The organism is Caulobacter segnis, assembly GCF_019931575.1.
In the GTDB taxonomy this organism is placed as follows: Bacteria; Pseudomonadota; Alphaproteobacteria; order Caulobacterales; family Caulobacteraceae; genus Caulobacter; species Caulobacter segnis_C.
The window spans coordinates 3,891,941-3,904,125 of the sequence record NZ_CP082923.1 but is presented as its reverse complement, the minus strand read 5'-3'; the positions used below and the strand labels follow the sequence as shown (position 1 = coordinate 3,904,125).

Here is a 12,185-nt window from a genome sequence, read left to right as displayed (position 1 = left end):
TTCAATATAAATCGGATCCGATGAAATCGGAAGGTTGACAAAGGTGTTTGGCGCGACATATCACATCGGTACCGATTACATCGTATCCGATCTAAAAAGGAAATCGAGCCATGACCACCCCGATCGACACCGTCCTCTATACCGGCCGCGTCCATGTCACCGGCGGCCGCGACGGCGCGGCCCGCAGCGACGACGGCAAGCTGGAGACCCGCCTGTCGCCTCCGGGCGCCGCCGCGCCCGGCACGAACCCCGAGCAGCTGCTGGCCGCCGGCTGGTCGGCCTGCTTCATCGGCGCCATGGGCCTGGCCGCCCGCGCCCAGGGCGTGGCCCTGCCGGCCGCCACCGCCGTCGACGCCGAGATCGACCTGGGCAAGGTCGGCGACGCCTATCAGCTGCAGGCCCGCCTGAACGTCAGTCTGCCGGGCCTGGACCCGACCGTCGGCCGCGCCCTGATCGACGCCGCCCACCAGACCTGCCCGTACTCCAAGGCCACGCGCGGCAATATCGACGTGACCCTGACCCTCGTCTGAGCCCGCGCGGGAAGCGCCGCGTCCGCTCCCCTCCCGGACGCGGCGCTTTTCGATCCTCTCTCTTCGCCGTCCGAAGGAAACGCCGTCATGTCCGCCCTGAATCGCCGCGCCCTGTTCCGCGCCGCCGCCGCCTTCGGGGCGCTGGCCGCCGTCGCCCCGACCCTCGCCCGCGCCGCCGCCGGCGCGCCCACTTGGACCTTGCGCCAGGTCGCGGCCGGCGACCTCGACGTCGGCTATGCCGAGCTCGGCCCGGCGTCCGGACAGCCGGTAATCCTGCTGCACGGCTGGTCCTACGACATCCACGCCTTCGCGCAGGTCGCCCCGATCCTGGCCGCCGCCGGCAAGCGGGTGATCGTCCCGCATCTGCGCGGCTACGGCTCGACCCGCTTCCGCTCGGTCGCCACGCCGCGCAACGGCCAGCCGGCCGCCCTGGCCACCGACGTCATCGCCCTGATGGACGCGTTGAACATCCCGAAGGCCGTGCTGGCCGGCTTCGACTGGGGCGCGCGCACGGCCGACATCGTCGCGGCCCTGTGGCCCGAGCGGGTCGTGGCCCTGGTCAGCGTCAGCGGCTACCTGATCGCCGGCCAGCAGGCCAACGCCGCGCCGCTGCCGCCGGAAGCCGAGCTGTCCTGGTGGTACCAGTTCTACTTCGCCACCGCGCGCGGCGCGGCCGGCTACGCTCAGAACACGCAGGCCTTCGCCCGGCTGATCTGGAAGACGGCCTCGCCCCGCTGGGCCTTCGACGATGCGACCTTCGCCCGGTCGGCCGCCTCGCTGGCCAATCCCGACCACGTGGCCATCACCATCGACAACTACCGCTGGCGCCTGGGCCTGTCGCGCGGCGAGCCCCGCTTCGACGCCCTGGAGGCCCGCCTGGCCCAGCGCCCCGACATCACCGTCCCCACCATCACGATGGAAGGCGACGCCAACGCCGCCCCGCACCCAGAGCCGGCGGCCTATGCCGGCAAGTTCAAGGGGCGATACGCGCACCGCCTGATCGCGGGCGGCGTGGGTCACAACCTGCCGCAGGAGGCGCCGGAGGCGTTCGCGCGAGCGGTTCTGGATGTGGCGGGTTGGGCTTGAAGGAGAACGCCATGACCACCCCTTCGAACCCGACCCGCCGGGACTGGCTGAAGGCGGCCGCCGGCGGTGTGATTCCCCTGGCTCTGGGCGGCGCTCTGGCCCTCCCGCCGGCCCGCCAGGCTCTGGCGCGCGCCTTCCAGCCCTCGCCGATCCTGGACGCCCTGCGGCTGTCGCCGACCTGGCTGAACAGCCCGCCCCTGGACGCCGCCGCGTTGCGGGGCAGGACGGTGGTGGTCTGCTTCTGGACCTATTCCTGCATCAACAGCCTGCGGATCCTGCCCTATCTGCGCGGCTGGAAAGCCCGCTACGGCGATCGGGGCCTGACGGTGATCGGCGTCCACACGCCCGAGTTCGCCTTCGAGGCCGAGGCGTCGAACGTGCATCAGGCGCTGGGCGATCTGGGCGTCGACTTTCCCGTTGTGCTGGACAGCGACCGCCGCATCTGGAGCGCCTTCGGCAACAACGCCTGGCCGGCCTTCTACATCATGGACGGTGAGGGACGCGTGCGCGGCCGCGTCGCCGGCGAGGGCCAGTACGAGTCCACCGAGCGCCTGATTCAGCGGCTGCTGAGCGTGTCGGGCGATGCGCGGCCACCGGCCGGCGTCGGCCCCGAACTGGCGGCGGACTGGGATGACCTCGGCTCGGGCGAGACCTATGTCGGCTACGCCCAGGCCAGTGGCTTCGCCTCGCCAGGTGGCCAGGCGCGCGATGTCGCGCGGACTTACGAGTCGCCGCGCGCCCTGCCGCTGAACCGCTGGAGCCTGACGGGCGCCTGGACCGTGGGCGACGAGTTCGCGACCGGTGCGGCGGGCGGCGGGATCGCCCACCATTTCCGAGCCCGCGACCTGCACATGGTGCTGGCGCCGTCGGCCGGTCCTGTACGCTATCGCGTGCGTCTGGACAGCGCGGCGCCGGGCTCCGATCATGGCGTCGACGTCGGCGCCGACGGCCAGGGCGTGGTCGACCGCCCCCGCATGTATCAGCTTGTCCGTCAGGCCGGCCCCGTCGCCGACCGGATTTTCGAGGTCGCGTTCCTCGATCCGGGCGTTCGCGCCTACGTCTTCACCTTCGGATAGGCTTCCGTTCCTCCAAGACCTGTCCGCTTTCCCCGTCATTCAGCGCATCACGCACGCTCTCAGGAGATCCTCCATGTCCTTCAAGACCGCCGCCTTCGCCCTGGCCTTCAGCCTGACCGGCCTGTCCGCCGCCTATGCCGCCGAGCCGGCCAAGCCCACCGTCGTGCTGGTGCACGGGGCCTTCGCCGACAGCAGCAGCTGGAACGGCGTGGTCGCCGACCTGACCCGCGACGGCTACGCCGTCGTGGCCGCCGCCAACCCCCTGCGCGGCGTGGCCAGCGACGCCGCCGCCGTGCGCACGGTGATCAATTCCATCCCCGGTCCGGTGATCCTGGTCGGCCATTCCTATGGCGGCGCGGTGATCTCGGCCGCCGCCGACGGGGCCGCCAACGTCAAGGGGCTGGTCTATGTCGCCGCCTTCGCGCCCGAGGTCGGTGAGAGCATCTTCGACCTGACCGGCAAGTTCCCGGGCAGCACCCTGCCGCCCACCCTGGACAAGCCCGTCGACCTGCCCGGCGGCGGCCACGATCTCTACATCCAGCAGGCCAAGTTCCCGGCCCAGTTCGCCGCGGACGTGCCGGTGGCCGAGGCCCGGCTGATGGCCGTCGCCCAGCGCCCCCTGGCCGACACGGCCGGCGCCGAGAAGGCTGTCGCCACCGCCTGGAAGGCCCTGCCGTCGTGGTGGGTCTATGGCGAGGCCGACCGCAACATCCCACCCGCCGCCATGAAGTGGATGGCCGAGCGCGCCCACGCCAAGCAGGTCGTCACCGTGCCGGGCGCCTCGCACGTGGTGATGATCTCGCACCCGCACGCGGTGTCGAAGCTGATCGAGACGGCGGCGAGCGGGAACTGAGGCGCCAGGTCGAGGCTCTCTCCCCCCGTGGAGAGGGCCTCACCCCTTGCGGAAAAAGCCGTGGATGCGCTCGGCCAGCGCCTGGCTCACGCCCTCGACCTTGACCAGGTCCTCCACGCTGGCCCGGCCCACGCCCTTGGCTGACCCGAAGGCGTGCAGCAGGGCCTTCTTGCGGCCGGGGCCGACGCCTTCGATTTCGTCGAGGGGGTTCTTCTTCAGGTCCATCGACCGCCGTGTGCGGTGGGCGCCGATGGCGAAGCGGTGGGCTTCGTCGCGCAGGCGCTGGAGGTAGTAGAGCACCGGCGACTTGGGCTCGAGCATGAACGGCGGCTGGTCGGGCAGGAAGAAGCGCTCGAGGCCGGCGTCGCGGTCGGGGCCCTTGGCGACGCCGACCACGGCGATGTCGTCGACGCCCAGGTCGGCCATGATCTCCAGGGCCGCGTCCAGCTGGCCCTTGCCGCCGTCGACCAGCACGAGGTCGGGGCGGTTGTCGCTGTCGCCTTCTTCCTCCTCCTTGACCAGGCGGGCGAAGCGGCGGCGCAGCACCTCCTTCATCATGCCGTAGTCGTCGCCGGGGGTGAGCTCGGTGCTCTTGATGTTGAACTTGCGGTACTGGCCCTTCATGAAGCCTTCCGGGCCCGCCACGATCATGCCGCCGACGGCGTTCGTGCCCTGGATGTGGCTGTTGTCGTAGACCTCGATCCGCTCGGGCGGCGCCTCAAGCTTGAAGGCCTCGCAGACGCCGGCCAGCAGCTTGGTCTGGGCGCCGCTCTCGGCCATCTTGCGGCCCAGGGCCTCCTTGGCGTTGGTCAGGGCGTGCTGGACCAGGTCGGCCTTCTCGCCGCGCTTGGGGGTGGCGATCTCGACCTTGCGGCCGCTCTTCAGGGCGAAGGCTTCCGAGAGCAGGTCGGCCTCGGCCGGCTGCAGGTTGGAGAGGATCAGGCGCGGGATCGGCTTGTCGTCGTAGAACTGGCCCAGGAAGGCGGTGAGGATGCGCTGTTCCTCGGTGGTGGTCTCGTCGGTGTCCTCGGCGTTGCCGGTGACGCGCGGGAAGTAGGCGCGGTTGCCCCAGTTCTGGCCGGCGCGGAAGAAGAACACCTGCACGCAGGCCTGGCCGCCCTCGACGTGCAGGGCGACGACGTCGGCCTCCTCCACGGTCTCGGGGTTGATCTGGGTCTCCTGGGCGACGCTGGACAGGGCGCGGATGCGGTCGCGCAGGCGGGCGGCGCGCTCGAACTCCAGGTCCTCGGCGGCGGCCTCCATCTCCTTGGCCATGGTCGCCATGACCGCGCGAGACTTGCCCCGCAGGAAGGCCTCGGCCTGGTCGACCAGGGCCTGGTAGTCGTCCTTGCCGATCAGGCCGGTGCAGGGGGCGGCGCAGCGCTTGATCTGGTGCAGCATGCAGGGCCGGTCGCGGCTCTCGTAGACGCTGTCGCTGCAGGAGCGCAGCAGGAACGCCTTCTGCAGGGTGTTGAGCGTGCGGTTCACCGCCCAGGCGCTGGCGAACGGCCCAAAATAGTCGCCCTTGAGGGTGTGGGCGCCGCGGTGCTTGCGCAGCTGCGGGGCGTCATGGTCGCGGCGAATGACGATCTCGGGGAAGCTCTTGTCGTCGCGCAACAGCACGTTGAAGCGGGGCTTGAGCTGCTTGATCAGGTTGATCTCGAGCAGCAGGGCGTCGGCTTCGGTGCGGGTGGTGACGAACTCCATGGCTCGCGTGGCGTCGACCATGTGGGCGATGCGGTTGGTGTGGAAGCGGCCTTGCGCGTACTGCACGACGCGTTTCTTCAGGCTCTTGGCCTTGCCGACATAGAGGACCTCGTCGGCCTCGCCGATCATGCGGTAGACGCCGGGCGCGTCGGGCAGGCGCGAGACCTCGTCCTTGATCAGGGCGGCGCCGATCAGGCGGGGCGAGGCGTCGGGGTCAGCGGTCGTATCGGTCACGGGGGCAGATATAGGCGAGTCCGGCGCGTTCAGCGATCTTCGAGACTGTGCCGGACGCGCAGGATCACGACGATGTCGCGGTGAACCTGGTATTGGATCACATACTGGTTCGAGTGAAAGGTGACGTGGAGTTCGCGATAGCGGCCGTTTCGGCTGGTCCGTGTCCGTTTGGGATAGTCTACGAGGGTTGCAGAAGCACCCGCGAGTACGTCGCCAAGTTCGAGGCCATATTCGGCGCCGCGTTTTGAGCAGCCAGTCTTCCAGATATTCGACATCAGCCATGGCCGCTGGCGTGACGATGACCCGGTACATGGATCAGCGGCGCTGTCCAAGATTGCGAAGGCGAGCTTGGAAGATCTCGAAGGGAATGCCACCCGTTTCCAGGGCCTCGTCGCAGATTCGATCGAGCTCGTCGGCATAGGCCTCGGAGTCCTGGTCAATGTCGTACGAGGCGCTTACCGGAGCCCCACTCCACTGGGTTCCGGTCTCTCCAAAACCCGGCTCCTCGACGGCGCGTCTGAGGATGCCGAGCGTATACTCCTCCACGCTCAGGCCCGCGGCCTCGGCGCGAATTCGCAGGCGCTCGGCGAGCGCCGCGTCGATCCTCAGGGTCAGGTCGTCGCCGGTCATGTTCTCATGATGTTCCACCTGCCGTTTGTCGTCAACGCGGTCCGGCGCCCAACGGCCAATGCGCGAATTGGCCGGGCTCTCTCGGCTGGAGCATGACGGCCGCCAAAACCGGTTTCCACTTTTGGCTGTCACGCTCTATGACGCGCCCCATGACCACACGCAGCCTCTTCGTCACGCCGCTCTATGAAGCCAGCCTCGCCGGCGAGAAGGACTTCGAGACCTTCATCGACGAGCTGCACGACGCCTGCATCGCCATCGCCGAGGACGACGACGCCGGCCAGGCCTGGGCCTACAACAAGGGCTATCTGGGCTATACGTCCTACGCCTCGCTGAACGACCTGGCCCTGCGCGACAGCCTGTTCGCCGACCTCAAGCGCAAGCTGGACAAGCACGCCAACGCCTTCGCCAAGGCCCTTCGCTTCGACCTGGCCGGCGGCAAGCTGGTCATGGACAGCTTCTGGATCAACATTCTGGAGCCGGGCGGCCAGCACACCGGCCACATCCACCCCCACAGCGTCATCTCCGGCACGGTCTATGTGACCATCCCGCCGGGCGCCTCGGCCATCAAGTTCGAGGACCCGCGCCTGCCGATGATGATGGCCGCCCCGACCCGCGAGACCGAGGCGCCCGAGGACCTGCAGCCGTTCGTCTACGTCCAGCCGGCGCCGGGCGCGATCCTGATGTGGGAGAGCTGGCTGCGCCACGAGGTGACGCCCAACCAGGCCGACGAGCAGCGGATCAGCGTCAGCTTCAACTACGCCTGGCGCTGAGGTTTCCGGCGCGGTTCGGCGCCGATTTGCCCCGGATCAAGGATGCCGCTTTCGGGATCGGCGAGGGTGTCGCCTCGCCGATCCCGGCGGGAGGCAAGACCATGAAGCACTATTTCATCGGCGGCGGCGTGGGCGCCCTGGCCGGGGCGGTCTTCCTGATCCGCGACGCCGGCGTCGCCGGGGCGGACATCACGATCTACGAGAAGCACCCACGGGTCTTCGGCGGCTCGCTGGACGGCTCGCGGCTGCCGGACGGCTCGTACTCGCTGCGCGGCGGCCGGATGCTGACCACCGACCACTACGAGTGCACCTGGGACCTGCTGTCCACGATCCCCAGCCTGGACGCGCCGGGCCAGTCGGTCCGCGACCAGACCATCGCCTTCAACAAGCAGGTCGTCGCCCATTCGCAGGCCCGGCTGGTCGACCGCAACCTGCACAAGGTCGATGTCAGCCACATGGGCTTCTCGACCCACGACCGGCTGGAGCTAATCCGGCTGATGGAGACGTCGGAGGACAAGCTGGGCGACAGCGCCATCACCGACTAGCTGTCGCCGCCGTTCTTCGAGACCAATTTCTGGTACATGTGGCAGACCACGTTCGCCTTCCAGCCCTGGCACAGCGCCGTGGAGCTCAAGCGGTACCTGCACCGGTTCCTGAACGAGTTTCCGCGCATCGACACGCTCGGCGGGGTCAAGCGCACCGTCTACAATCAGTATGACGCCATCGCCCTGCCGCTGGAGCGCTGGCTGCGCGAGCGCGGCGTCAATTTCGTCGGAAACACCACGGTGACCGACATCGACATCGTCACCGAGGCCGGCCGCCATCGGGTGATCCGCCTGGCGCTGGAGCGCGAGGGGCGCGCCGAGACGGTGTCGGTGGGCGAGGACGATCTGGTCTTCTTCCAGAACGGCTCGATGACCGACGCCACCAGCCTGGGGACCATGGACGCCCCGCCGCCGGCCCGTACCAAGGCCGACAGTCAGGGTTGGGCGCTGTGGGAGAAGCTCGCCGAAGGCCGCCCGGAGTTCGGCAACCCCGCCGCCTTCAACACCGCCATCGCGCGCAGCCTGTGGGAGTCGTTCACCGTCACCTGCCGCGACCCGCGCTTCTTCGACGCCATGCAGGCCTTCAGCGGCAACGCGGCCGGCACCGGCGGGCTGGTGACCTTCAAGGACTCCCGCTGGCTGATGTCGATCGTGTTGTACCACCAGCCGCACTTCCCGGATCAGCCGGAGGGCTGGTCGGTGTTCTGGGGCTACGCCCTGCATCCCGACCGGATCGGCGACTTCGTGGCCAAGCCGATGAGCGCCTGCGGCGGTCGCGAGATCCTGCAAGAGCTGTGCGGCCATCTGGGCCTGGCGCCCGAGGTGTTCGAGACCGCCACCTGCGTGCCGTGCCGGCTGCCCTACATCACCTCGATGTTCATGCCGCGCCGCAAGACCGACCGGCCCCTGCCGGTCCCGGCCAGCTCGCGGAACCTGGCGTTCGTCAGCCAGTTCGTCGAGATCCCCGACGACGTCGTCTTCACGGTCGAATATTCGGTGCGCGCCGCCCAGACGGCGGTCTACCAGCTGATGGGCGTGGATCGACCCATCCCCGCGGTCACGCGCCACGACCGCGCGCCGTCGGTGCTGCTGCATACGCTGGGCAAGGCGCTGACCTGAGCGGAAGCCGCGCCGTCGGTGCGGGAGGAGGGAAGACCTCTACGGCCCGCAGGTCCAGGTTCCGGCATAGACCCGCTGGGCGCCGTCCGCGCGCTGGTAGGTCAGCGTGGCCGGGCTGGGCGGGGATTCGCCGTCCCCGATCGCCGGGCCGGTCAGGGCGATGATCACCGTCTTGCCGGCACCGGAGAACGTCGCCCCCTTCAGCATGCCGTCGAAGCCGCCGGGGGCGCCGACCCGCTCGACATAGTCCCCGACCTTGACCAGGCCCAGGGCGGCGTCCTTCGAGGCGACCGCGCCCTTGGCGGTCAGCAACAACGCCCCCTTGGCCGAGAAGCCGCAGGCGAGTTCGCCCGGCAAGGGGTTGGCCTTCAGGTCCGCCTCGGTGAGGCCCGACAGCCGGATTTCCGAGCCGTCGCCGCCGACCGTTTCGCCCGGGACCGGGGCCGCGACGGCGGCCGGCGCTGGCGCCGGGGCGGGCGGTGCGGCGGCCGGCGTCTCGGGCTGGGCCGTGGCGGGCGTCGGGGCCGGCTGGTCCTCGGTCTTCTGCTGTGAGCAGGCGGCCAGCGTCAGCAGGGCGGCGGACAGCATCCAGGATCGGATCATCGGGGGGCCTCGCTTCGTCGTTGGTCCTGGCCAACGGGCCTAGACGACGGCCGGTTCCGCCGTCGGGGCGAGGGCCTTCTTCCAGCTCCTCTCAAGGGTCCAGGCGGCGATGGCCAGCCATAGCAAGCCCAGGAAGGCGTGGCCGCGCTGCCAGTAGCCGACGTCGTAGCCAGTGCGCACGTTCCACACCCCGGTCAGCAGGGCGAAGACCAGCAGCAGCCCCAGGAACCAGCCCAGCGAGAAGTGGGCCAGCCGCCGATAGCCCGGCTTGCCCCACAGGGCCCAGGCGGTGAACAGCGGCGCGAACTGGATGGCCAGGCCCACGCCGCAGGCGCGGTGCATGGGGTCGGGCCAGTGGAACACCCCGGCGAAGAACGCCCCCAGGCCCGTCAGGGCCACGAACAGGCCGGCGAAGGCCGAGACCCGCCGGCGGCCGCCGGCGTGCTCCAGCGCGTGGGTGAAGCCCGCGCCGGCGAACAGGCCCGCGATCCCGGCCAGGATCATGCCGTAGTTGAAGACCTCGGGCAGGGGGGCCTTGGGCCCGCCCAGCTCGCTGATGAACTGGGCCCCCGCGTCGAAGCCGGGAAACAGCCGCTGGGCCAGGGCCACGTCGGCCACCATGATGGCCGGCGCGATCACGCCGATCTTCAGGAAGGCGCCGGTGCGGGCGGTCACGCGAGGTACATCCGGGATCACGAAAGGGAGAGGGCGGCAGAATCCCTTCCGCCGCCCTCCGGGTCAATGGTCCTATTCCCGTTTTCCCAACCCGGTCTTCCCGGCGAAAGCCGGGACCCAGATCTCATGGCGCTGGGGATGATTGGAGGGCGTCGGTGTTTCTAGAGCCCGCCCCAGCGCTCTTCCATCTGGGCCCCGGCTTTCGCCGGGGAAACGATTGTGGGGTTCGAGCGACTACTTCGCCCCAATCACTTGGCGGAGGACGGATGCCCCGCCGGTGCGAACGTATTGCCGAAGAAGTCGCCCTTCTTCCACACCGGACGGGCCGGGGCGTTGGCCAGCTCGCGGGCGATCTCGTAGTTGACCAGGGCGAACTTGGCGGCCGCCTGATAGTCGATCGGCTGGTTCAGATCATCGCCCGGGTGGTGGTAGTTGGTCTTCAGGAAGGTGGTGAAGGCCTTCTCGCCGCCGTTCTGGAAGCCGGTCATCAGGAACACCGACGGCACGCCCTGCTCGACGAAGCGGTAGTGGTCCGAGCGGGTGAACAGGCCTTCCTCCGGCAGCGGGTCGCCCGACAGCGCCACGCCCACGCGGCCGGCGGCGTGCTTGACGGCCTCACCCACGGTCGAGCGGTCCGAGCCGAACGCGATCACGTCGGTGAACGGGTACAGCAGCACCGGCATGTCCAGGTTCACGTCGGCGGCGATGTCGGCCTTGTTGATGGTCGGGTTGTTGGCGAAGTAGTCCGAGCCGACCAGGCCCTTCTCCTCGGCGGTGACCGCCAGCAGGATGATCGAGCGCTTGGGGCGGACCTTGGTGTTCTTGAAGCCGCGCGCCACCTCCAGCAGGGTGGCGATGCCCGAGGCGTTATCGAGAGCGCCGTTGTTGACGCGGTCCTCGCCGGGCTTGGCGTTCTCCTTGATGCCGATGTGGTCCAGGTGGGCCGACAGGATGATGGTCTGGGCCTTCAGCGTCGGGTCCGAGCCCTCGATCAGGCCGACGACGTTGCTGCTCTCGCGCTTCTCGATCTGGGTCTTCAGGGCGATGCTGGCCTTGGCGGGCAGGGCGAAGCCCTTGACCGCGCCGGCCGGGGTCTCGGCCTGCGCCAGGACCGACGCCAGCGGCGTCGCGGCGCCCGCGAACAGCTTCTCCGCGCCGGCCAGGCTGACGGTGGCCAGGGCGGGGGCCGACGGGGCGCGGATGGCGCCGACGTCCTGGGCGTTGCGCCACACCACGCGCCATTCCTGCATGCCGGCCAGGCCGCGCGCGAACGGGCGGCGCTTCTCGCCGCTGGTGGTCGGCATGGTGATCACGCCGATCGCGCCGCGCTTGGCGGCCTCGGCGCGCTTGGTGTTGGGGTTGCTGAAGTGGGCGCGTTCCTCGGTCTGGATCGCGGTCGGGGCGCCGGTCAGCACGACCACGATCTTGCCCTTCACGTCCAGGCCCGCATAGTCGTCGCGGCCGCGCGAGGGATCGACCACGCCATAGCCGACGAAGACCAGCGGGGCGTCGACGGCGACGTCGGCCGCCTGGGCCTGGGGCGAGGGCAGGTAGTCCTCGCCGTACTTCAGGGCCATCGCCTGGCCGTCGGCCCCGGTCAGGGTGACCGCGCCGTCGCCGGCCGGGCGGTAGGCGATCAGCGGCACGCGCTGCAGGTACGAGACACCGGCGGCGGTCTTGTCGCCGGCGGGCTTGAGGCCCAGCAGGGCGTACTGGGCGGCGACGTAGTTGGCGGCGATGTCGTAGCCGCGCGTGCCGGCCTCGCGGCCTTCCATGGCGTCGTCGGCCAGGAAGGTCATGTGGGCCTTGATGGTCTCGGCCGAGGGGACGAAGTCCGAGGCCGGCGCGGCCTTCTTCTGAACGGCGGCGACGGGCTTGGCCGGCGCGGCGGCCAGGACGGGGTGCGCGACCATGAGCAGGGCGGCGCTGGCGAGCGCGGCGCGGCGCGTAAACGACATGTGTGTGAGAGCCTTCTGGGACGCGGCGGCCAGGGGTGGGCGGTTTCGTCGGCCGTCATTGCGCAAAGGTTAAATGAACGAGCCGCCCCCGGCTCGCGCGAGGGCCGAACCATGTCGGTGTGCTGACGGCTTGTCGAGACGGCCGAACCTGAACGTTTTGTAATGTTGGGCAGGATTTGTCGTCGAGAACGGTGTTCCGGCAACGGGCTCGCGCGATAGGCGAAAAACCGCGCCAACCCTGGCCCCGCCCGGGTTCGGTTAGCGACGGATTAACCCTGCTTTCGGCCTCGAAACCGGCCTCCGAAACGTGGTTAACCCGCGTAAAAAATTATGACCAAACTGTAAATTTTACCATCTTTAGTTGCACCTTCTTAACCCAACCGCCGCGATAACCAACGT

General features: G+C 69.4%; 10 protein-coding genes and 2 pseudogenes. 6 read left to right on the top strand and 6 right to left on the bottom strand.

Going from position 1 to position 12,185, the window contains the following annotated elements; translation table 11 throughout:
• Nucleotides 1-110 precede the first annotated feature (110 nt).
• The 4 genes from K8940_RS17930 (at nt 111) to K8940_RS17915 (ending at nt 3,545) form a co-directional block, all read left to right on the top strand.
• On the top strand, nt 111-530 hold the full coding sequence (locus K8940_RS17930; RefSeq protein ID WP_223391421.1) for an organic hydroperoxide resistance protein: 420 nt from the start codon (nt 111-113) through the stop codon (nt 528-530).
• Nucleotides 531-617: 87 nt separating this feature from the next.
• Nucleotides 618-1,616, top strand: coding sequence for an alpha/beta fold hydrolase (locus K8940_RS17925; RefSeq protein ID WP_223391420.1), 999 nt, complete (start codon nt 618-620; stop codon nt 1,614-1,616).
• 11 nt (nt 1,617-1,627) lie between these two features.
• Nucleotides 1,628-2,692: a redoxin family protein gene (locus tag K8940_RS17920; protein ID WP_223391419.1), complete on the top strand. Its 1,065-nt coding sequence runs from the start codon at nt 1,628-1,630 to the stop codon at nt 2,690-2,692.
• Between the two features lie 73 nt (nt 2,693-2,765).
• Entirely contained in the window at nt 2,766-3,545 is a 780-nt protein-coding gene (locus K8940_RS17915; RefSeq protein ID WP_223391418.1) for an alpha/beta fold hydrolase, read from the top strand.
• A gap of 39 nt (nt 3,546-3,584) precedes the next feature.
• On the opposite strand, the gene uvrC is transcribed toward K8940_RS17915, so the two are convergent.
• The 3 genes from uvrC to K8940_RS17900 are packed head-to-tail and all read right to left on the bottom strand — an operon-like array spanning nt 3,585 to nt 6,116.
• Nucleotides 3,585-5,498: an excinuclease ABC subunit UvrC gene (uvrC, locus tag K8940_RS17910; protein ID WP_223395895.1), complete on the bottom strand. Its 1,914-nt coding sequence runs from the start codon at nt 5,496-5,498 to the stop codon at nt 3,585-3,587.
• A gap of 17 nt (nt 5,499-5,515) precedes the next feature.
• Nucleotides 5,516-5,761, bottom strand: coding sequence for a type II toxin-antitoxin system RelE/ParE family toxin (locus tag K8940_RS17905; protein ID WP_223395893.1), 246 nt, complete (start codon nt 5,759-5,761; stop codon nt 5,516-5,518).
• A 40-nt stretch (nt 5,762-5,801) separates the two neighbouring features.
• Nucleotides 5,802-6,116 carry a hypothetical protein gene (locus tag K8940_RS17900; RefSeq protein ID WP_223391417.1) on the bottom strand — a complete coding sequence of 105 codons (315 nt, stop codon included), beginning with the start codon at nt 6,114-6,116 and terminating at the stop codon, nt 5,802-5,804.
• 149 nt (nt 6,117-6,265) lie between these two features.
• On the opposite strand from K8940_RS17900, the gene K8940_RS17895 reads away from it, so the two are divergent.
• Complete coding sequence (locus tag K8940_RS17895; RefSeq protein WP_223391416.1) at nt 6,266-6,886, top strand: TIGR02466 family protein; 621 nt, start codon at nt 6,266-6,268, stop codon at nt 6,884-6,886.
• A 101-nt stretch (nt 6,887-6,987) separates the two neighbouring features.
• A pseudogene (locus K8940_RS17890) lies at nt 6,988-8,550 on the top strand (oleate hydratase).
• Nucleotides 8,551-8,589: 39 nt separating this feature from the next.
• On the opposite strand, the gene K8940_RS17885 reads toward K8940_RS17890, so the two are convergent.
• From K8940_RS17885 to K8940_RS17875, 3 genes and pseudogenes are all read right to left on the bottom strand, one after another.
• On the bottom strand, nt 8,590-9,153 hold the full coding sequence (locus K8940_RS17885; protein ID WP_223391415.1) for a hypothetical protein: 564 nt from the start codon (nt 9,151-9,153) through the stop codon (nt 8,590-8,592).
• Nucleotides 9,154-9,192: 39 nt separating this feature from the next.
• Nucleotides 9,193-9,895: pseudogene (locus tag K8940_RS17880) on the bottom strand (DUF998 domain-containing protein).
• Between the two features lie 181 nt (nt 9,896-10,076).
• Nucleotides 10,077-11,786 carry a M20/M25/M40 family metallo-hydrolase gene (locus K8940_RS17875; protein ID WP_223391414.1) on the bottom strand — a complete coding sequence of 570 codons (1,710 nt, stop codon included), beginning with the start codon at nt 11,784-11,786 and terminating at the stop codon, nt 10,077-10,079.
• Nucleotides 11,787-12,185: the final 399 nt, after the last annotated feature.